The sequence below is a fragment of the Lentibacillus persicus genome, from assembly GCF_900112705.1.
Taxonomy (GTDB): domain Bacteria; phylum Bacillota; class Bacilli; order Bacillales; family Amphibacillaceae; genus Lentibacillus; species Lentibacillus persicus.
The window spans coordinates 46,550-67,252 of record NZ_FOMR01000001.1; the positions used below are offsets into that span (position 1 = coordinate 46,550).

Genomic DNA, 20,703 nt, shown 5'->3' on the forward strand with positions numbered 1-20,703 from the left:
TGATCATATGGCGAAACCACTGAAAGAAATTATTAAAGACGACCCGAAAAAAGCCTTGGGTGTTAATCCTGAGGACGCAAAGATTTCAAAAGTATATATTTCAGTAGCTTTTATAACATTACTCATTGGCGGACTTTTAGGATTATTACAGGGTCTTGAACGCGGCGGCCTTTTGCAGCTGCCATCATGGCTGAACTACTATCAGGTTTTGACCGCACACGGCGTTTTATTAATTCTAATCTTTACAGCAACGTTCTCAATTGGTTATTTATATGCCGGTTTTTCGCATACGATAGGCGGCTTGCTTCCTAAAGTACGGAAAATGGCCTGGACCGGACTCGGACTGATGCTGTTTGGCACAGCCCTGGTTGTTGCAACAATTGTTATGAATGAAGCATCGGTACTGTACACATTCTATCCGCCAATGGCGGCATCACCTATATTTTATATTGGTTTAGTCTTTGTTGTCCTTGGTATCTGGTCTTGTGCATTTGGTGTATTTATTAACTATAACCACTGGCGTAAAAATCACAAAGGTGAAGTAACACCACTCTTTGCTTTCTTCACAATGGGGATTTTTATCCTTTGGTTCTTTGGAAGCCTCGGCGTAACGGTAGAAGTTTTTATGCTGATTCCGTGGTCAATGGGCTTGACGGAAACGATCAATGTTATGGTCAGCCGGACACTGTTCTGGAGCTTTGGACACACGTTAGTTAACGTTTGGTATCTGATTGCAACATCAGCATGGTATGTAGCTGTACCAAAATTGATCGATGGAAAAGTTTTCAGTGATAAATTGGCAAGAGTCGTTGTTATCCTGTTGGTCATCTTGAATATTCCGGGCGGGTTTCACCACCAAATTATCGATCCGGGTATCTCTGAAACGGTTAAATTCCTGCACGTCTTCATGAGTGTCGCAATAGCGTTCCCATCACTTATGACTGCATTTGCAATGTTTGCAGTATTTGAGCGGGCTGGACGCAAAAAAGGCGGCAAAGGACTCTTTGGCTGGTTCAAAAAGCTGCCGTGGGGCGACGTTCGTTTCCTGGCACCAATGATTGCTATGATTGCCTTCATTCCTGGCGGTGCAGGCGGCTTGATTAACACAAGTAACCAGATGAACCAGGTTGTTCATAATACATTATGGGTTGTGGGGCACTTCCATATCACAGTAGGTGTTACGGTTGTTCTGACATTTTTCGGTATCTGTTACTGGCTGATTCCGTATATCTCAAAACGCAAGCTGACACCACAGATGAACCGTTTAGGTATCATTCAAACAATCGTTTGGACCGTTGGTATGCTTCTTATGTCAGGTTCACAGCACTTAGTTGGTCTTTTGGGTGACCCACGGCGGACATCGTATACAACATACGGCGAGCACGAGACAGCTTTAAGCTGGATTCCGTACGAATATGTCATGGCATTCGGTGCAACATTGCTGCTGGTTGGTGTCATTATTCAAGTGTATGCGGTATTCAATATGATGTTTTTCGCGCCAAAAGGCGAAACCGAATTCCCTGTCGGTGAAGAAGAAGCAGGGGCAGAGAAGACACCATTTTGGACTGAGCGCTGGAGTCTTTGGATTATCTTACTGCTGATGGTTGTTGCAATGGCTTACGTTGTTCCGATTGTAGACTTCGTCGTCAACGCACCTCCAGGGTCTCCTCCAATTAAGACATGGTAGAATACTGAAGGGGAAGGTCCCGGCTGAAAGTTGTCTTTCGGCCGGGTTTCAGGTAAATCTGCTATAGGTCTGCTAACCATAAACGGTTCCGACCTCATATTTGCTTGTTAAGGGTGTGATCACAATAATCAAAAATGGCCACAGCACAATTGCCGTCTTTATCGTGTTAGTCTTTGGGTTTGTGCTTTTTTATAATGGCACAGATGGTTTTCAAGCTTTTACGGCTGAAAGTGCCCGAACTTATGATATTAATCAAAACCAGCCTGCTTTTACGAATGTAACGCTGGAAGATAGTAAGGAACGAACTTATTCATTTAAAGAATTTGCTGAAGGAAAATATGTTTTCGTCACATTTATGTACACGAACTGTACAACTGTCTGTCCACAGCTGGAAATGAATATGGCGCAAGTGTATGAGCAAGTTCCGGATAAATATATTGGCGAAGATATTGTGTTTTTAAGTATCAGTTTCGACCCTGAGCGGGACGATCCTGCCACATTATCGAAATACCGATCATATTTCGGCAGTGACGGTGAAACGTGGCGGATGGCCAGGGTTAACGATGAAAGTGAGCTGAATACCTTACTGGATAATTTGGGTGTCATTGTTATTCCTGATGGTGAAGGTGACTTCACGCACAATAGCGCCTTTTATTTTATAGGAAAATCCGGTCACTTACTGGAAATGATGGACTACACGCTCATTGATGAAGCGGCGGATAAAGTAAATGAAACGCTTAACAGTGAAGAAGGTGTGTAAGCTATGAAACAGGCATTTTATGGATTGCTCTTATTTATTTTTCTTGCCTTGCCGCCTGTTGCTGCCATTATGGAATCAGTGATGATTGTTCATATGCATATGCAGATGACGCTATTGGCTGTTTCAGGGTTGTTGATGGCGCGTTTCTTTCAAATTAAATTTCCGGGCTTTTTCAGGAAGTGGAATTCAAATGGTGTCCCAGGTATTCTATTATTCGTGATTATATGGAGTTTTTGGATGATTCCGCGCTCAATGGACGAGGCGCTTACAATCCAACTCGTTGAAATATTCAAGTTTATCAGCCTGCCGTTTCTCGCAGGGATTGCTCTTAGAGATAGCTGGACGAAAATCGGTTCGTTCGGGCAGAAAATTGTTTTTGTATTTTTCATTGTCATGTTTTCAATTATGGCGTGGATTTATATTGGTGCCGACAGCCAAATTTGCAACAATTATCTTCAAGTTGAACAGCAAACAGTTGGATGGGGTTCGTTGTTTTTTGGCGTATTTCTGCTGATTTATGTTCTGCAACTGATATTCATTGACCATTCTCAATATGAATAAGCACCTCTTGATTAAGGTCAGGAGGTGTTTTTCGTTGTGATATGATCAGATGGTTTTGTTGGCATTTGCACGTCCTTCTTTCCTATAATTTATTTATGCTGTATTGAGGGATGTGAAAAATATGCAGACGGCGGCACCACTAAAGAGATCTGAACGCATGATGTGGATCGATGCTTCCCGCGGGTTTGCCATTTTAGGGATTTTTGTTGTAAATATCGGTGCTTTCTCAGCGCCGTACTTTTTATACGGGGGTGGGATGGAAGCTTGGAGTAATCAAGTTGATCAAGCTGTGCAAGTCATCATTGATATATTCTTTCAGGCAAGTTTTTATACATTATTTTCAATCCTCTTTGGGTTTGGTTTGCAAATACTAAAAGAACGGCTCGAAGAAAAAGCCATTGCCGTCAAACCGTTTCTATACCGCAGGCTTTTTATACTAATCGGGTTTGGCCTGGTGCATGCATTTCTAATATGGCATGGGGATATCTTGTTGTCTTATGGAATCATCGGGCTGGTTTTCACAGCTTTTGTATTCCATGATGAAAAAACAATCTTGGCTTGGGGATCGCTTATCCTCTTGGTTAGTGTCAGTTTATATACGTTGATGCTTTATAATGTGAGGGATTTACTTGGTACGGCAAATACATTCGAGATTCGTCTTGCCAAGGAAAATTATGCCAGTAATGATCTGGGTGCAATCCTTGGCCAGAACTTAAACGACTGGCTGTATTCGAATAGCGTCTTTTCCTATATACTTTTGGGGACGACTTTATTGCCGCTCTTTTTGTTCGGGATGTATTTAGGCAAAAAACGCTGGCTCCATCGCCCGGCTGATTTCAAACAGGAACTTATGAAGGGGTGGCTGATCAGTTTATTTTTCTTTGTTGTGCTGAAAGCGGGGCCGTATGTGTTCGGCAATCCGGATTGGTTTTCTTATGCACAGGATAATCTAGGCGGCTCGGCGTCGGCATTGTTTTATCTGTTTACGATTACATTGCTGGCACAGCGCAGGTTTGGGGTGAAGCTGCTGAAGCCATTCAGTTTTGTCGGCCGTATGTCCTTGAGCAATTATATTCTGCAGTCGCTTATATGTTTTGTTTTATTTTATGGAATAGGGTTTGGGCTGTACGGTTCGGTGAGACCGGTGGAAGCCATGGGCGTAGTTGTGCTGGTTTACACAGCGCAAATACTTTTCAGTAAATGGTGGCTTGCCAGGTTTCGTTATGGTCCGCTTGAATGGCTGTGGCGAAGTTTGACATATCGACAAAGACAGCCATTGCGTGAGAGGAATTAGAGCTTCTACCGGCAATCTCCCCCGAGTATTCAAACATCCAGCGTTTCCTGGGAAACTCCCATGAAAAAGGCTGCTCGTTTGTTGGAGCAGCCTTGAGGGGATTTCCGTGTTTTATCCTTTTAACACTTCTTTTATCTGATCGATGGCCCAGTCAAGATCGGCTTTTTCTATAATGAGCGGCGGAGCAAAGCGGATGACATTTTCGTGTGTTTCCTTACAAAGCAGCCCGCGTTCTTTTAAAGCTTCACAGTACGGACGCGCTGATTCGGTCATTTCCACACCGATGAACAACCCTTTGCCTCGAACTTCTTTGATTTTCGGGTTACTGATGCTTTTCATCTCATCCATCATATAGTTGCCCAGTTCCAGCGAGCGATCAGCTAAATTTTCTTCTTCAAGAACTTCAAGCGACGCGAGTGAAACGGCGCTTGCGAGCGGGTTGCCGCCGAAAGTTGACCCGTGCGAGCCGGGGTTGAAGACACCGAGTATATCTTTATTGGAAACAACGCACGATATTGGAAAAACACCGCCGCCTAACGCTTTACCTAAGATCAGCACATCAGGGGTCACGTCCTCCCAGTCACACGCAAACATCTTGCCGGTACGTGCCAAGCCTGACTGGATTTCATCGGCTACATATAAGACGTTGTTTTTGGCACAGACATCATAAGCTTCTTTTAGAAACCCTTCAGGCGGTATATTAATGCCTGCTTCGCCTTGTATAGGCTCAAACAGGAAACCGGCTGTATTTTCATTAATAGCTTCTTTTAATGCATCAATATCACCATACGGAACGGTTTTGATACCTGGAAGCAACGGTCCGAAACCGCGCTGGTATTCTTCTTCTGACGAGAGGGAAACAGCGGTCATTGTACGACCGTGGAAGTTGCCTTCAGCTACGATAATTTCGGCTTTGTCCTCAGGAACCCCCTTAACGTCATAAGCCCAGCGGCGGACGGCTTTAATCGCCGTTTCAACTGCTTCTGCGCCGGTATTCATCGGAAGTGTCATTTCTTTGTTCGTCAGTTTGCATATTTTTTCATACCATGGACCAAGCTGGTCGTTATGAAACGCACGGGAGGTCAGGGTAACTTTATCTGCCTGCTTTTTCAATGCATCAATAATCTTCGGATGACGATGGCCCTGGTTTAAAGCAGAGTATGAACTGAGCATATCCATGTAACGATTGCCCTCAGGATCCTCGACCCAGACACCTTCTGCTTTTTCGATGACGACGGGGAGCGGATGATAATTTTTAGCACCGTACTCCTGCGTCTGATCAATAATTTCCTGACTTGATTTTCCCATAGTATCCCTCCGAATAAAAAATGCGACTCACTCATTAGTATAACAGTTTTTATTTAAATTTACTTCCGTTCAATAAATTTTCAAATGATTTTCTTAGTATGACGTGTTAAGATAGATGTTACGATATTGCAGTTGTTCAGAAAGGCTATTTCCCTTTTGAATAATTTTTAATCACGTAAATGTATGATTCAAGGAGGAACAGTAATGAATACGCACTTGCATGTGACATCATGGGTTTTGGCATTCATTCTATTTATCGTTGTGATCGCTCTCAATAAAGCGGGTAAAGCAAAAGCGGCTAAAATCGTTCAAATGATTCTTCGGCTGGATTACTTGTTAATTTTATATTCAGGCGGTGACTTGCTCGCGGCTTATTTCAACGGTGCCCAAATGGGTGAAGCAATCTTCAAAGGGATTGCAGGCATATGGGCTATTTTTGCCATGGAAATGATCAGCCTGAAATCAGGCAGGGAAGAGCCGACTAAGAGCTGGTGGATACAGCTTGTCATAGCGGTTCTCTTGACTTTAATTTTAGGGTTTGGCCGATTAGGTTTTGGGTTTTTGCCATAAGCTTAAATGGCTTCAGGGTTTTCTCTGTTCAGGGGAAATCCTTTTAAAGTTGTAATGTCTTTCTCGGGGCGTAAACCATATATTCTCGTTGAAAAAACGACCTAAGCGGCATGCACGTCATCCGCTTAGGTCGTGTTGTGATTAGTTGCATTTCCTGTTTTCATCCATGTCTTATCTTATAATTGAAAAGGATTATTCCGCCAGTGCTTTAAGCAGGTCATCAATCGTTTTTTCCGAAGCAATTAATCCTTTATTTGTCCAGTTACTTGATTCATTTATCGTATAAACGTTTCCATTTTCCACCGCGGGTGTACTTTGCCAGACGTTACTGTCCTTAAGTGTTTGCAGTCCCGGTTCATTTTCTTCTGCCAAAAGAAATACATGATCAGCTTTTAATTGAGACAATTTTTCCAGGGAAATCGGGTTCCATTGCGTCTCAGCTTTGCCAAGGTCTTTGACCAATTCAGGCTGATTAATATCAAGTTCGGAATACAGGACTTCTGCGCTGTGACGATTTTGCTCAAATAAAAAGAATTGATCGCCTTTAGCCCAAATGGCTGCGACTGTTTCGTCGCCGATGGCATTGTTTAATGTTTCTTTGGCTTTGGCAACTTTCGCATCATATTGGTTCAGGACTTTGTCTGCTTGCGATTCCTTGCCAAACATTTTGCCGAATGTTTCGATTTGCTTGCGCCAGTCATTAGTCGTTTCTTCGGTCATGATGTATGTTGGAGCGATTTTTTGGTAATCTTCATAAGATCCTTCATAACTGTCTGTACCATTTTCTAAAATAATTAAATCAGGTTCATGTTTTAGCACCTGTTCCTGGGGCATATTCCACTCGATCTTTGGAACCTCTTTTATCTGATCTTCGAGGTAGCCTTGGACCGTTTGCCCAATCGCCCATTTAGCAACCGGTTTAACATCCAGTGCAAGCAACGCGTCTTCATGGAACGGAGCAAGGACACGCTGGGCGTCTCCGGGGATGGTGATTTCTCCCTTAGCACTATTCATGGTCACGTCTGAATTCTGATTCTTACTCTGTTCACTGGAATTACTGTCCGTATTGTCGCCGCAGGCTGTCATCAGTACTGTTAACAAAAATAATAAACCGATTACAAGAAAGCTTGATGTGTTTCGTTGTCGCATATGTAAGTCACCTCCATGTTATAATAGTTTACTACCGACAATGATAATCATTTTCAATTAATGCGTCAATTTTTTTGACAAGCGACAGGGGTGGAAAGAAGCAAGGAGTCAATTGTGTTTACATATTTATGTTTTTCCGGCCCGGTTTAGCAAAGATTCTTCGTGATTTTAAACGAGAAAGAAATCAATGTAGAATGAGCGGGAGTAAATTATGTTTTCATTTATTCAGCATTCAAAGTTTATTAAACTGATAATCGTTTTTTTGACAATAATCGCCTTGGGAATTTCCATAGGTTTTTCTGTTTCATTTGGGGCCGCTGATATTCATCTTTCGGTTGTATGGCAGGCAGTCTTTAATTTTAACGAAAACCTTACATCTCATCAGGTCATTCAAGAGTTACGGTTACCGAGAGCGCTTGCGGCCGTAATGACAGGTGCTTTTCTGGCGGTTTCCGGGGCAGTAATGCAAGGATTGACCCGGAATCCGCTTGCCTCACCCTCGATAATGGGGGTGACCCATGGAGCAGCGTTTGCGCTTGTCGTGGTGATGGCGTTTTACCCGGCAGTATCTAACTTTGGGATGACGATTGCTTCATTTGCAGGTGCCGGGATTGCCGTTATATTGATTTTCATGATCGGATCTTTTTCACCTGGCGGCTTGACTCCGGTTAAACTTGCGCTGGCAGGAGTGGCGATCGGTACGTTGTTAAGCTCACTTTCATCGGTCATTGCACTTCATTTTCAACTGGAAAAGCAGCTGGGATTCTGGATGGCGGGCGGACTAGCCGGAACAGACTGGACGTCCAACAGAATTCTGCTTATCTCAGGCGTTATTGGTATGCTGATTGCTCTGATCATTTCCAAATCGATGACCGTGCTTAACCTGGGAGAAGAAGTGGCTGCAGGGTTGGGACAAAATACGATACTCATTAAAATAATGGGCATACTGACCGTATTGTTACTCACCGGGGCGGCTGTGTCTGTCGCAGGTGCCATTGGCTTTATTGGGCTTATAATTCCGCATATGACCCGTTTTATAATCGGGACAGATTACAGGTGGGTTATTCCTGTTTCTGCGTTGTTCGGAGCATTATTGCTTGTGTTGTCGGATGTCGTTTCAAGAATGATTAATGCCCCATATGAAACGCCGGTTGGTGCAATCACATCAATTCTTGGCGTTCCTTTCTTCCTTTATCTTGCCCGGGGAGCAAAAAGGGGTGGTAACGAATGAATACACGCAAGATGCGACGCATGACAGGGATAATTGCGTTACTCATGCTGTTAATTGTTGTTATGTTTTTTATCACGCTTGGAACAGGTGTCGTTAATATTTCCCCTCAGGAAGTTATTCAAACACTGCTGGGAAACGGGACAGATCAGCAGGAGCTGGTGTTATTTGAATTCCGCCTGCCAAGAATTATTTTAGCTCTTTTAATCGGCATTGGTTTGGCGGTTTCCGGGGTGATACTCCAAAGTATAACGCAGAATGATTTGGCCGAACCGGGTATTTTAGGTATTAATACCGGAGCAGGGTTTGCTGTTGTGTTGTTTATATTTTTTTTACAGGATTCAATGAACAGTGTGCTCTCTTTTTTTATCATGCCATTATTTGCATTAGCAGGTGCCTTGTTTGCAGCGTTATTAATCTACGTACTCGCGTGGAAAAAAGGTGTTAATCCAATCAGGCTGGTGCTCGTCGGAATAGGTATTAATGCAGGTTTCTCTGCGGCATTGGCTATCCTTCAGCTGAAGATGAGCCCGCAGGATTTTCGCCAGGCCACTGTCTGGCTCTCCGGTGATATATGGAATGCTAACTGGACGTTTGTACTTGCATTATTGCCGTGGATCCTGATTTTTGTGCCCTATGCTCTGCAAAAATCAAATACCCTCAATATTATGAATCTGGGGGACGATGTTGCTGGAGGACTCGGGTCAAGCGTGGAAAGTGATCGGCGCATACTCTTAATTATAGCCGTGGCATTGGCGGGCGCCAGTGTTGCGGCTGGTGGCGCTATTGCCTTTTTGGGACTTGTTGTACCACATATTGCCCGAAGAATTATTGGACCACTGCACCAATATACGATTCCGATATCAGCATTAATGGGCGGCTTGCTTTTAATGGTATCGGATACGATTGGAAAAAATTTGTTAACACCGATGGAAATACCTGTGGGGATTGTTGTCGCGATTCTTAGTACGCCATATTTTATATATTTATTAATCAAGGAAAAATGAATTCAATTATGAATGATTTTCAACAATATGCCAATCAGCATTGACTATCGGAATTAAAAGTTAATAATAGAAAAAGAACATCATGCGCATATGAAGGAGTACATATATGAAACATTTAACAATGATTATTGCGGGTTTAATGCTGGGGTCCTTTTTAACAATACCTGTCTCGGCGGCAGAAGAGACAGCGGCTGTAAACAGTGAAATCTATTATGATATTCTGGTGGACCGTTTTAATAACGGCGACCCAACCCTCGATAAACAGGTCGACCTTGACGATCCGTTAACATATCACGGCGGAGATATTCAGGGGGTTATCGACAAACTTGATCATCTGAAGGAATATGGCTATACAACGTTGGTATTATCACCGATTATGCAAAACGCATCAGACGGCTACCACGGGTATTGGATTGAAGATTTTTACCAAGTGGATGAGCAATACGGGACAATGGGTGACTTAAAGAAACTGGTGGAAGAAGCGCACAGCCGTGATATGAAAGTTGTGCTCGAATTTGTGACGAATTATGCTTCCGAAACGCACCCAATGACAGAAGACCCTGCTAAAAGCGATTGGTTTAAAGAAAATAATGGGTCTGATACGTCTTTCCAGTGGGCTGATAAGACGGTCAGTTTGAATCAAGGGAATCCGGAAGTGCGCGATTTCATGAAAGATGTAGCGGACTATTGGATTGAGGAAGCCGGGATTGATGGCTATATGTTTCATGCGGCCGATCAGGCGGATACCGGTTTTTTAAACGATTTAACCACCTCGCTTCGGGAAAATAATCCTGAATTTTATCTACTGGGTGATGTTCTTGAGGATGAATCATACAATGGCAATCTTACTGAAAAGACAGCTATTCAAGCGACAGAAAATACTGAGCTGTTTCAGCCGGTGACAAATGTGTTTGCTGAGGCTGGGACACCGCTTACTCAAATATATGAAAACAATCAAGGTCATCATAGTCCGGAAAGCTTAAATTATGTTGATACGCCGTATATGGAACGTTTTACGCAAAAAGCTCTGGAAAATGGCCGGAAACCACTGACGACATGGAAACTTACGTTAACGTATTTGTATACGGCGCCGGGTGCACCACTGATATATCAGGGAACTGAAATTCCGATGGGTGGCACAGATTTTCCTGAAAGTCAGAAGCTGGTCGAGTGGAACAGTGCTGATGATGATTTGGAACAATTTACAAATCGGATTGCCGCTCTGCGTTCTGAATTCCCTGCTTTAAAGTACGGTGACTATGAATTAGTGGGCTCGAGCGGAGCGATGAGTGTATTTAAGCGTTCATATGAAGGGCAGTCTGTCTACGTTGCAATTAATAATGATACTGAATCACAGGTAATTCAAGTTGATACCATTGAAGCCGGTAAACAGTTGGACGGTCTGCTTGGCGATAATCTCGCACGGGATAATGGTGAAGGGGTAATCAATATTGGGCTGCCGCGGGAGACATCTGAAGTCTATGTTGTCGAACCGGAAACAGGCATTAATTGGGTTGTTGTTGCCCCGATTGCCGGCATATTCTTATTATTCGTTGCAGGTGTTATTTATTTATCAAGAAAGCAAAAAAGGCGGGAAGCTGAGGCGTAATGCACAGTTTCCGCCTTTTTCTTGATACCTTTATTATGCAAATTCATGCGAGGATACAGCCCCTTGCCGGTGAAGGTAATGGTAGATTTTTCGATAAGCGAGGATGTCAATCTCGCCTGCAATGTATTTTTGCTGGTAAAAATCGAGTAAAGCATCAATCGATTCCGGCGGCCGTTCCCGGTCAGTTTCAAAGATCGTGATAAGTTCAAATATACTCACGTGACTCCCCCTTTAATATTCCCGTTATAGGCTGTCCTACCGAAAATATATGCTGAACACGCGAGCAACATGAACGCTGAGATTATTTTTTGATCAATTGTCGGTGCAGAAAAATTTATTGCAAGGCGATTATTCAACTGTCTATCAGAAAAAGATAATCATCGGACCGGTTTAAAGAAAGGCTGCGGTATGTAAGGTGTTCAGTTTCCCGGTGACAAGGTATAGATATCGTCAGAAGAGCGTGGATATCAGCAGAGAGCGTGGGTATCAACAGAAGAGCGTGGATATCAGCAGAAGATCGTGGATATCAGCAGAAGAGCGTGGATATCGTCAGAAGAGCGTGGATATCAACAGAAGAGCGTGGATATCGTCAGAAGAGCGTGGGTATCTGCAGAAGATCATGGATATCGTCAGAAGAGCGTGGATATCAGCAGAAGATCGTGGATATCAACAGAAGAGCGTGGATATCAGCAGAAGATCTGAAATATCAATAGAAGTTCAAGAGTATTGACGTTGGCAGTACAGGTCACGGTCAGGTTACAAACGAAACGGGATTTAACTTACACAGAAAAGGGTATCCAGCAAAAGAGGACACCCTTTTCATGTCATTTTCTTGAATTACTTGTAATCGTTATTTAAAAAGAATATGGCGATTGTGCCCGGGCCAGCGTGAGCACCGATTGTAGCGCCGACCATTTCGATCAGGATGTCATCTGGATTGAATTTCGCTTCGATGGCATCTGCTAATTTTTTTGCTGTGTCATAGTCATCGCCATGGCTGATGCCAATCGTCTGGTTAGAAAAATCCTTACCGCGTTCTTCCATAATTTCAAGCATACGGCTGTGTAATTTTTTTGTACCGCGGATTTTTTCGAGCGGTATAAGTTTGCCGTCTTCCACATGCAAAATCGGTTTAATTTTAAGAAATGATCCGACAAACGCGGCTGTTTTACTGACACGCCCGCCGCGGTACAGATATTCAAGGTCGTCGACGGTGAAAATATGTTCCATATGTTTGGCATGATAGGTTGCTGTTTCAATAATTTTTTCTACCCCGGCACCGTCGTTAGCGAGCTGCGCTGCACGAAGAACTGTAAGCCCGTAACCGATTGAAGCACATTTTGTGTCGATCACATGCAATTCAGCATCAGGGTAGGTTTCCTTGATTTCCTGTTCCATCATCTTGGCCGTTTGATATGTACCTGAAAGTTCTGATGAAAAGGCAAGGTATACTAATGGTTGCTTTGATTCAGCATAGGATGTAAAAATGGTTTTAAAGGACTCTGGGGATGCTTGAGATGTTTTAGGGCTTTTGCCTTCCCGCATGGCGTCATAAACTGTTTTCGGCTTAATATCGATAGCATCCTTGTATTCCTCATCGTCCATATGAACTGTTAAAGGTACCATTTCAATGTCATATGATTTATAATGGTTCTCTGACAGATCAGAAGCGGAGTCTGCGAGGATTTTTATGTTCATGTTTTCACCCTCATTCACTTGAATTAGTTATTGATTTTAGTTTAAAGCTATATTGAAGAATAGTCAAAAAATAGTAATATACGTAATGGAGATAAGGAGGGCACCGTTTGTTTTTAGTCGAAGCAAGACGAATTATCATTGTGTTTTTCGGAGCTGTGCTGAACGCCCTGTCACTGAACTTTTTCCTGATTTCCGCTAATGTGTATGCCAGCGGTTTTACAGGGGCTGCACAGTTGTTCTCAAGTATCTTTAATGATTTTCTAGGAATTGGTTTATCAACCGGTATCATTTTGTTCGTATTGAATATCCCGGTTGCCATTCTGGGGTGGTACAAAGTTGGAAAAGGGTTTACGATCTACAGTATCATATCCGTCATCGTGACAACTTTTTTCCTTGAAGCATTGCCTGTTATCGAGCTGTCTGAAGATATCATACTAAACGCGGTGTTTGGTGGTGTGCTCGGTGGTGCCGGTGTCGGTCTGACATTGCGTCACGGTGCTTCGACAGGTGGCATGGATATTGTGGCAATGGTGTTGTCCCGTATGAAAGACAGACCAATCGGTATTTATTTTTTAACGCTGAATTCAATTATTATCGCTATGGCTGGTCTCCTTTATGAACCGGAAAACGCATTATATACATTGTTGACACTTTATGTAACAACGCGCGTGATTGACGCGCTGCACACACGTCATGCAAAAGTAACAGCTATGATAATTACACATAAACCTGAAGAGCTGCAGAAAGCCATTCATGAAACAATGGTGCGCGGTATAACGATTATCCCGGCAAAAGGGGCTTATACGCGCGATGATAAAAGTATGATGTATCTCGTAGTGACGCGTTATGAATTGTACGACCTTGAGCGGATTATCGGGGAAGTTGACCCGAATGCGTTTACCAATATTGTGCAGACAACGAATGTCTTCGGATCATTCAGAAGGGATTAGTATAGTATTTGTAGAAGTTCAATTATGGTGTCGCGGACCATAATTGAACTGTTTTTTTATGGGGAGGAGAGTTCAAGTGGATAAAAAAAGATTAAGAAAAATGAGGATAAAGCAGGTATCTGTCATAAATACTTTAATTATAGTATTCATCATCATTTTCTTTACGTTTGTGGGTGGCCTTGAAATAACCCAATCACAATTTTTCTTAATATTAGGGATTATTATTTTAGCACAAACGCTGGTAAGATGGTTCAAACGAAAGTCAACGAAATCGATTATTCCTGTTTTTGAACAAGTCGCAACTTATGAAAAGCAAAAGATGGGGAAGGAGTGGAAAAAGCAGTATAACACAGGTACAATTTCGAACTTATTCCTGAGTGGAATCTTTTTGTTGCAGGCATATTTGTTCACCGGCGTAAATGATAGGGGTATTCATATAGATAAGGGTTTCATGCTCGTTACATTTCTGATTTCTGCGGTTATAATTAATGTGGCATTATATTTCCATATACGGAAAGTCGATCAATCACATACTGCATCGGAATTTAAAGGTTATACGCTGAAATCCTACCTTATAGGAGCGGCAGGGGGGGTGGCATTAACTTTCATATTTTTTACCGGGCTGATTTTTTACGTCCTGACTTTTCGTTAAACTGTTACTTTTAACATTTTTATGGCGAAATAATGCGCTTGAAACCATAAAAAACCATCAAAGCGCCTTGGCGATTTGATGGTTTTATTACCAATATGTATTTTTTAGTAGCCGTATGCTTCAATAACGTCGATGACTTTTGGCTGTAATTCGTCCCATTCGACATCAAATGCTTTGTTGACGGTAATAAAGTTCTGATAGCCAAAGACGTTGTCAACGCCGTTAACTTTCATTAAGTCATTCATAATGTCATGCTCACTGGTGTCGCCAGGCATAACAGAGATACTGCTTTCCCCTTCAAAAATCAGGCTGTCAGTCGTGAACTTCAGTGCATTTGGGTTTGGTGTCGCTTCAGCTCTTACGCCCATAGTTTATACCTCCACTTTTAAACATACTTTATTTAATTCTAACAGAAAAAAGGATAAAAGGGAAACACCCTTGCTTGTGTTCAGCAAGGGTGTTTTAAGCATGTTAGAATCCCGAGCTTCATCAACTCCGATGAATGGCAGATCGTTAACATGCCTTTGCTGAAGAACATCTTCAGCCTAACGGACTAACGGAGGTTACTGCAATTGATTTTTTTGTTTCAATTGCTGCTCAAGTTGTTGGAGCTGCTGCTGTTCTTCGGGTGAAGCCTGGTTTTTAGCGGCCTGGATTGCATTTTGTGCAGCCTGCTGCTCCTGCTGATTAGCATTGCCTTGAGCATTCGTCAATTGATTGACGGCATTTCTGGCGCGCTGCATAAAGTTGTTATTTTGCTGCTGTGCCATTTCTAAACCCCTCCTATCGTGTGAAGGTCAGCCTGGTCGTGTGTGTCTTTCGCATCAGCGTAACGCGTTCTATACGGAAAAACTTCATCGTGCTTTTTGACAGCATCAGCACTATGCTGACTGAAGCGTCGTGATTTACTTTGTTTTCCCATCGGCAATCCCCCCTGGAATACACCATGTTCCAGACACATGCTCAACATTCACCAAAATAAATAAGAAGTGAACGCTAACTTAGCGCTCACTCCTAGTTTGGTCGCGTAGGCCGTATTTATAACAGGAAAATATTAGAGGTTTTTAATCCCGGGTGAAGACTTAATGACATTGGATGAAAGGTTTAAATAATCATCCAGAAATGTGCCGATTCCATCGTTTTCGTTTTCCTCAGTCACGTGCTTTGCCACCGATTTAAGCTCACTAATAGCATTCCCCATGGCGACGCCGACACCGGCGTAATCAATCATTTCCAAATCATTGTCCTCATCACCGAATGCAATAATTCGTTCTTTTGGTATATGATAATAATGGGCAATTTTTTTCAATCCGACAGCTTTATTCAGCCCTTTTTTGACAATTTCAATGATGTTCCAAGGCGCGCCCCATTTCCGATGTTCAATCAGCTCTGCATGATAATCATTAAGATGACTTCTTATTTTGCTGATATTTTCTTCTTTTGGGTGGATCAGAATTGAAGTAGGATCTTCCTGGAGTTTATTCTTCAGGCTGCCGACTGTAAAAGGTGAGTCCTTACGGGAGGACTGAAAAATATCAATAATGTCTTCATCATATTGGTCGAGGTAAACGTTGTCCATTACTTCAGCCACGATATTATTAACGTCAAGGTCGTGGCATGCATCAACAATTCCATGGGCCGTTCTGACCGGCATCGGGTTATGAAGCACATCCCATTTTTTATCTGTCGGATGATGGACCAGTGCCCCGTTAAAGTTGACCATAGGGGTTTTCAGCCCAAGTGTATGATAATAATCGATGCTCGCACGATGCGGCCTTCCTGTTGCAATGACGACAATATGCCCTTCATCAAGCGCTCGTTTTATCGATTCTTGGTTACGCAGACTTATTTCTTTATTATCAGTCAGCAGTGTTCCATCAAGGTCCAAAGCGATTAAATGCTGTTTTTTCATATTATTTCACCTCATATGCTAATTAGTTTATAAGTGATCAATGGATATGTAAAGGCATTCGTTTGCATTTTACAAAAACTTCATATTATGATAAATGGTACAATTCATTTTTCAGGAGAGGAACCAATTTTATGATAGGCGTATATCGCGAAACAATTGCAGCGATTCCGTGTTTAATTGTTATAGATCATTCAAATGAAAACAAAACATTGCCGACGATTACATATTTTCACGGCTTTACCAGTGCGAAAGAACATAACCTGCCACTGGCTTATTTATTGGCGGAAGAAGGTTTTCGGGTTATATTGCCTGACAGTATGTTCCACGGAGAAAGGGAGCAGGAGGTGTCCAGCAAAAAGAAACAACTATCATTTTGGGATATTGTTATGCAGAATGTAGAGGAACTGGCTGCTATAAAAAATGATTTAGAGTCGAAAGAACTTATACTCGACGGCCGTTTTGGAACTGCTGGAACAAGTATGGGAGGCATTACAACTGCAGCAGCACTTTCCCGGTATTCATGGGTCACAACAGCAGGCATTCTAATGGGGTCACCAAAAATGACAACATATGCTAAAACACTGGTTGACAGCTTCAAAAAGATGGGGGCACTGCCGGTTACGGACGAGGTTATTGAGCAATTATATGTGCGGCTTGAGCAATATGATTTATCCCGGCATATCGACAAACTGAATGAACGTCCGATACTGTTCTGGCATGGTGAAAGCGATCCCGTCGTACCGTTTGATCATTCATATACATTCTATGAAGAAGCAAAAAACTATTATTCAACTCAGGAAAACATTCGTTTCATCAAGGAAGAAAACCACGGGCATAAAGTGAGCAGATATGCTATATTGGAAACAGTCAAATGGTTTAAACAGCATTTGTAACGACTTGTCTAAAGTGTGATTAAAATCATTTAAATACAATGCTGAATATGTTTAAATATAACTATGATGAGTGAAGGAGGGATTGGCATGGAAACAGCTCTCGAAGAAAATATTATGGGAGCACTTGAGAATGTTATCGACCCTGAACTGGGTATTGACATTGTCAACCTTGGGCTTGTGTATGGCGCTGATCTAAATGATGATGGCGTCTGCATCGTTACCATGACGCTGACAGCAATGGGCTGCCCGCTGGCAGGTCACATTGAACAGGATGTCAAGCGTGCGCTCTCAGATATTCCTGAAGTACAGGAAACAGAAGTGAATATCGTATGGGACCCACCGTGGGATAAGGATAAGATGTCGCGTTATGCCAAGATTGCGCTTGGTATACCGGACTAAGTTTAGGGCACGAACTTTAATAAGGTTGATTCATGACAGTGAATCGGCCTTTTTTTAATAGTGAGGCAGGCGCTCTAAAACGTCATTCGTGAAATTGGGGTTGAATGCATGCAAATTTGCCAGATTTCCGGTTATAAGGGGTCGGGGAAAACGGCCCTTATGACTCATTTGGTCCGGCATTTTTCTGAAGCAGGATTAAAAGTAGGGTCATTAAAACATCATGGACATGGCGGAGAGCCGGCTATGCAAACGGGAACAGACAGTCAGAAACATTTGGCGGCAGGATCAGTTATCAGCGGGGTACAAGGCGAAACCGTCTCACAGTTGACGTTCAATACGCCATTTGAACTGGATGATTTAATCCGCATGTATGCCAGTCTACCACTCGATTTAGTATTGCTTGAGGGTTATAAGCAATATCATTATCCTAAAATCGTGCTGATTCGAAATGCAATGGATCTGTCGCTATTGGATGAGCTTTCGAATATAATAGCCGCAGGTTCATGGGATATGACGTTGCTGGAAGAACGACAGTACCCTGTTTTTGAAATGAAAAATATGCAAAACAACATATCAGTTATTGCTGAATATATAAGAAGGGATGCTAATGGATAAAAAAGTCTGGTTGACAAAAGAACCGATTGATCCCAATGACTGTATCGAAAAAGTGGTCCGAAATGAGGCGGGGGCAGTCAACACGTTTATTGGTACGGTTCGGGAATTTACTAAAGGCAAGCGGACGTTATTTCTGGAGTATCAGTCATACGTTCCGATGGCTGAAAAGAAATTGGCGCAAATAGCCGATGAGATCAAAACGAAATGGGGTAATACCGACACTGCGATTGCTCATCGTATCGGCAGACTTGAGATTACAGACATAGCGGTCGTTATCGCCGTGTCGACCCCTCACCGGGCTGATGCGTTTGAGGCAAGCCGTTATGCGATAGAACGTATTAAAGAAATCGTGCCAATTTGGAAAAAAGAACATTGGGAAGATGGAACGAAATGGTTAGGCGATCAGAAGGAAAATAAGTCCTATGCGAAGAATATGCCATCAGAGGAGGATATGGACCATGATTAACGTTTTGTTGTTTGCTGACCTTCAGGAAGCTGTCGGGAGCGAAGAGGTTAATGTGGAAGCAGAGGGGTTATCTGTGAGTGAGCTAAGAACAAAGCTGAAGGCATCATACGATCTTACTAATTTGGATAATGCTATGACAGCGGTTAACGAAGAGTACTCGGATGAAGATACGATGTTAAAAAGTGGTGATACTGTCGCATTTATACCGCCGGTCAGTGGCGGATAAGGCTTCAATCGCACAAGGTATTGGTGTTCCGCAATACGCGGGTTTTTTAACAATTTTTTATGCCGCGGTTCTCGTTATGTTATGCTAAGAGAACAGCGGCATGCTTCAATGCAATAATTTTTTCAAAAGTATCATTTTCTTGTGAAATCACGCAATTGCTTATTGACGCGAAAGACTAAATTAGTGTAGGATATATCATAATCTTATAATACTTTAGTCATATTGTCATATATTGAACGTTAAGAAAGACTGGGAGGTGGATCAGCTAAGACGGTCATAACCACATCTGTTGAAATGTGATGGTGACAAACGTTATTGCCCACCGAATACAAGACAAGGGTGAGGCATTTGTTTAATTTCTGCACTTTAAGCATTTAAAGTGCAAAAGCAATTGTAATCATTTTTATTATAGAGGTATAGGGGGAATTGAGATGAAAAAATTAATTCAGGTTCTGATAGCTGGCATGGTTATCAGTTTATTAGCTGCTTGCGGATCCGATGATGCTTCATCGGAAGAAGGTTCATCAGAGGAAGGTTCTGAAACATATCAGGTAGGTGCCACACAAATTGTCGAACACCCTTCACTGGACCAGGCTTATAAAGGGTTCCAGGATGCATTGGAAGATGAAGGGTTAGATGTGGAATACGATTTCCAAAGTGCCCAAAACGATCAGAATAACGTACAGCCGATCTCCAATAACTTTGTTGCAGATGGCGTTGATTTGATATTTGCCAATTCTACTCCGAGCGCTCTTGGAGCACTTCAAGCGACAGAAGATATTCCGATTCTTTTCACATCTGTAACAGATGCAGCCGGGGCAGGATTAGTCGAGTCTATGGATGAGCCCGGGGAAAATATTACGGGTGTCCTCGACCTGCATCCGGATGCTATTAATCAAACGGTTGAATTTATTGCTGAGAATTTCCCTGAAGCGACAGTGGGTACCGTTTATAATGCAGGCGAACAAAACTCCGTTGCACAAATCGATGCTGCTAAGAAAGCGATGGAGGGGACTGATTTAAGTCTTGAAGAAAGAACCGTTGCCAACGCATCAGAAGTTAAAGATGCAGCAACAACATTGGTAGAGGATGTTGATGTTTTTTACATTATTACGGATAACACCGTTGTTTCCGCATTGGACAGTGTCGTAGGAGTTGCCAATGAACAGGATATTCCGCTAATGGTTGGCGAACCCGATTCATTGAAAGGTGGCGGATTTGCCACTTACGGCATCGACTATCATACAATCGGCTATCGAACCGGTGAAATGGCAGCCCAGATTTTAACAGGTGAGAAAACGCCAAAAGATATCCCTGTAGAGTATCCACCTGAACTTCAGCTCTTTATCAATGAACAAGCTGCTGAGGAGCAGGGTGTAGAATGGAATGACAGCTGGGACGAAGAAGCTGAGCTAGTTGAAGCTGAATAAGATAAATAATGCACAATCGATGTAAACTTCGAACCAGTGAAAATTCTTCCAACTGATTTCAGTAAGTGCTATGCCACCGCTCCGGCAATATACTTCGCTTTCCATGGGCACGGCCTCGGGCCAACACGATGTTGGTCACAAAGGCGTTGCCAAAGGACAAGGAAAGCTGCGGCAGCGATACATCGCACGAAGAAAAAGTGGTTTTCTTTTTCGAGGACGTGGCGTTCTTAGCCTTTGAACCTTACTGCTTTTCAAGGTGGCTTCGGACACGTGCGGATCCCTTGTAGTC

At 42.7% G+C, this 20,703-nt stretch carries 25 protein-coding genes; 17 read left to right on the forward strand and 8 right to left on the reverse strand.

All coding sequences use genetic code 11. The features are described from left to right. The first annotated feature begins 7 nt into the window (after positions 1–7). The 4 genes from BMZ22_RS00240 (at position 8) to BMZ22_RS00255 (ending at position 4,302) form a co-directional block, all read left to right on the forward strand. The gene (locus BMZ22_RS00240) at positions 8–1,687 is read left to right on the forward strand and encodes a cbb3-type cytochrome c oxidase subunit I (protein ID WP_090079821.1); all 1,680 of its coding nucleotides are present in this window, start codon (positions 8–10) and stop codon (positions 1,685–1,687) included. A gap of 124 nt (positions 1,688–1,811) precedes the next feature. Continuing rightward, the gene (locus tag BMZ22_RS00245) at positions 1,812–2,447 is read left to right on the forward strand and encodes an SCO family protein (RefSeq protein WP_090080596.1); all 636 of its coding nucleotides are present in this window, start codon (positions 1,812–1,814) and stop codon (positions 2,445–2,447) included. 3 nt (positions 2,448–2,450) lie between these two features. After that, positions 2,451–3,008 carry a hypothetical protein gene (locus BMZ22_RS00250; RefSeq protein WP_090079823.1) on the forward strand — a complete coding sequence of 186 codons (558 nt, stop codon included), beginning with the start codon at positions 2,451–2,453 and terminating at the stop codon, positions 3,006–3,008. Between the two features lie 157 nt (positions 3,009–3,165). Further along, positions 3,166–4,302 carry a DUF418 domain-containing protein gene (locus tag BMZ22_RS00255; RefSeq protein WP_245745100.1) on the forward strand — a complete coding sequence of 379 codons (1,137 nt, stop codon included), beginning with the start codon at positions 3,166–3,168 and terminating at the stop codon, positions 4,300–4,302. 111 nt (positions 4,303–4,413) lie between these two features. Here the strand turns inward: BMZ22_RS00255 and BMZ22_RS00260 are convergent, their stop codons facing one another. Further along, complete coding sequence (locus BMZ22_RS00260; RefSeq protein ID WP_090079829.1) at positions 4,414–5,610, reverse strand: ornithine--oxo-acid transaminase; 1,197 nt, start codon at positions 5,608–5,610, stop codon at positions 4,414–4,416. Positions 5,611–5,814: 204 nt separating this feature from the next. Between BMZ22_RS00260 and BMZ22_RS00265 the strand changes: the two genes are divergently transcribed. After that, positions 5,815–6,180, forward strand: a complete 366-nt coding sequence (locus tag BMZ22_RS00265) for a YisL family protein (RefSeq protein WP_090079832.1) — start codon at positions 5,815–5,817, stop codon at positions 6,178–6,180. Between the two features lie 192 nt (positions 6,181–6,372). Here the strand turns inward: BMZ22_RS00265 and BMZ22_RS00270 are convergent, their stop codons facing one another. Beyond that, positions 6,373–7,329, reverse strand: coding sequence for an ABC transporter substrate-binding protein (locus BMZ22_RS00270; protein ID WP_090079835.1), 957 nt, complete (start codon positions 7,327–7,329; stop codon positions 6,373–6,375). Between the two features lie 211 nt (positions 7,330–7,540). Here BMZ22_RS00270 and BMZ22_RS00275 point away from each other — a divergent pair, with 211 nt between their 5' ends. From BMZ22_RS00275 to BMZ22_RS00285, 3 genes are all read left to right on the forward strand, one after another. After that, positions 7,541–8,560, forward strand: coding sequence for a FecCD family ABC transporter permease (locus BMZ22_RS00275; RefSeq protein WP_090079837.1), 1,020 nt, complete (start codon positions 7,541–7,543; stop codon positions 8,558–8,560). Continuing rightward, positions 8,557–9,564, forward strand: coding sequence for a FecCD family ABC transporter permease (locus BMZ22_RS00280; protein ID WP_090079841.1), 1,008 nt, complete (start codon positions 8,557–8,559; stop codon positions 9,562–9,564). The genes BMZ22_RS00275 and BMZ22_RS00280 overlap by 4 nt, the downstream gene beginning before the upstream one ends. 106 nt (positions 9,565–9,670) lie before the next feature. Next, positions 9,671–11,173 carry an alpha-amylase family glycosyl hydrolase gene (locus BMZ22_RS00285; protein ID WP_090079843.1) on the forward strand — a complete coding sequence of 501 codons (1,503 nt, stop codon included), beginning with the start codon at positions 9,671–9,673 and terminating at the stop codon, positions 11,171–11,173. A gap of 33 nt (positions 11,174–11,206) precedes the next feature. Here BMZ22_RS00285 and yppF read toward each other — a convergent pair whose 3' ends face one another. After that, positions 11,207–11,392 carry a YppF family protein gene (gene yppF / locus BMZ22_RS00290; RefSeq protein WP_090079845.1) on the reverse strand — a complete coding sequence of 62 codons (186 nt, stop codon included), beginning with the start codon at positions 11,390–11,392 and terminating at the stop codon, positions 11,207–11,209. Positions 11,393–11,633: 241 nt separating this feature from the next. Between yppF and BMZ22_RS17055 the strand changes: the two genes are divergently transcribed. Further along, positions 11,634–11,903 (forward strand): hypothetical protein, encoded by a 270-nt coding sequence (locus tag BMZ22_RS17055; RefSeq protein ID WP_218144009.1) that lies wholly within the window; start codon positions 11,634–11,636, stop codon positions 11,901–11,903. A gap of 107 nt (positions 11,904–12,010) precedes the next feature. Here the strand turns inward: BMZ22_RS17055 and BMZ22_RS00300 are convergent, their stop codons facing one another. Continuing rightward, positions 12,011–12,871 carry a DegV family protein gene (locus tag BMZ22_RS00300; protein WP_090079851.1) on the reverse strand — a complete coding sequence of 287 codons (861 nt, stop codon included), beginning with the start codon at positions 12,869–12,871 and terminating at the stop codon, positions 12,011–12,013. A 107-nt stretch (positions 12,872–12,978) separates the two neighbouring features. On the opposite strand from BMZ22_RS00300, the gene BMZ22_RS00305 reads away from it, so the two are divergent. Beyond that, positions 12,979–13,821: a YitT family protein gene (locus BMZ22_RS00305; RefSeq protein WP_090079853.1), complete on the forward strand. Its 843-nt coding sequence runs from the start codon at positions 12,979–12,981 to the stop codon at positions 13,819–13,821. A gap of 76 nt (positions 13,822–13,897) precedes the next feature. Continuing rightward, complete coding sequence (locus BMZ22_RS00310; RefSeq protein ID WP_090079854.1) at positions 13,898–14,473, forward strand: hypothetical protein; 576 nt, start codon at positions 13,898–13,900, stop codon at positions 14,471–14,473. A 104-nt stretch (positions 14,474–14,577) separates the two neighbouring features. Here the strand turns inward: BMZ22_RS00310 and BMZ22_RS00315 are convergent, their stop codons facing one another. The 4 genes from BMZ22_RS00315 to BMZ22_RS00325 all read right to left on the reverse strand — a co-directional run bounded on the left by BMZ22_RS00315 (position 14,578) and on the right by BMZ22_RS00325 (position 16,385). Next, positions 14,578–14,841, reverse strand: coding sequence for a NifU N-terminal domain-containing protein (locus BMZ22_RS00315; RefSeq protein WP_090079856.1), 264 nt, complete (start codon positions 14,839–14,841; stop codon positions 14,578–14,580). Between the two features lie 195 nt (positions 14,842–15,036). Beyond that, complete coding sequence (locus BMZ22_RS00320; protein WP_090079858.1) at positions 15,037–15,243, reverse strand: DUF3813 family protein; 207 nt, start codon at positions 15,241–15,243, stop codon at positions 15,037–15,039. Positions 15,244–15,245: 2 nt separating this feature from the next. Next, the gene (locus BMZ22_RS16840; RefSeq protein ID WP_177183308.1) at positions 15,246–15,395 is read right to left on the reverse strand and encodes a hypothetical protein; all 150 of its coding nucleotides are present in this window, start codon (positions 15,393–15,395) and stop codon (positions 15,246–15,248) included. Between the two features lie 132 nt (positions 15,396–15,527). Continuing rightward, the gene (locus BMZ22_RS00325) at positions 15,528–16,385 is read right to left on the reverse strand and encodes a Cof-type HAD-IIB family hydrolase (protein WP_090079860.1); all 858 of its coding nucleotides are present in this window, start codon (positions 16,383–16,385) and stop codon (positions 15,528–15,530) included. A 131-nt stretch (positions 16,386–16,516) separates the two neighbouring features. Between BMZ22_RS00325 and BMZ22_RS00330 the strand changes: the two genes are divergently transcribed. The 6 genes from BMZ22_RS00330 (at position 16,517) to BMZ22_RS00355 (ending at position 20,414) form a co-directional block, all read left to right on the forward strand. Next, entirely contained in the window at positions 16,517–17,278 is a 762-nt protein-coding gene (locus tag BMZ22_RS00330) for an alpha/beta fold hydrolase (protein WP_090079862.1), read from the forward strand. A gap of 87 nt (positions 17,279–17,365) precedes the next feature. Continuing rightward, positions 17,366–17,677 (forward strand): metal-sulfur cluster assembly factor, encoded by a 312-nt coding sequence (locus tag BMZ22_RS00335; protein ID WP_090079863.1) that lies wholly within the window; start codon positions 17,366–17,368, stop codon positions 17,675–17,677. Between the two features lie 108 nt (positions 17,678–17,785). Next, positions 17,786–18,292, forward strand: a complete 507-nt coding sequence (gene mobB / locus BMZ22_RS00340; protein WP_090079865.1) for a molybdopterin-guanine dinucleotide biosynthesis protein B — start codon at positions 17,786–17,788, stop codon at positions 18,290–18,292. Next, positions 18,285–18,758 carry a molybdenum cofactor biosynthesis protein MoaE gene (locus BMZ22_RS00345; RefSeq protein WP_090079867.1) on the forward strand — a complete coding sequence of 158 codons (474 nt, stop codon included), beginning with the start codon at positions 18,285–18,287 and terminating at the stop codon, positions 18,756–18,758. The genes mobB and BMZ22_RS00345 overlap by 8 nt, the downstream gene beginning before the upstream one ends. Next, positions 18,751–18,984, forward strand: a complete 234-nt coding sequence (moaD, locus tag BMZ22_RS00350; RefSeq protein ID WP_090079869.1) for a molybdopterin converting factor subunit 1 — start codon at positions 18,751–18,753, stop codon at positions 18,982–18,984. Before BMZ22_RS00345 ends, moaD begins: the two co-directional genes overlap by 8 nt. A gap of 431 nt (positions 18,985–19,415) precedes the next feature. After that, a complete protein-coding gene (locus tag BMZ22_RS00355; protein ID WP_090079872.1) occupies positions 19,416–20,414 on the forward strand; it encodes an ABC transporter substrate-binding protein in 999 nt (332 codons plus the stop codon). Positions 20,415–20,703 lie beyond the last annotated feature (289 nt).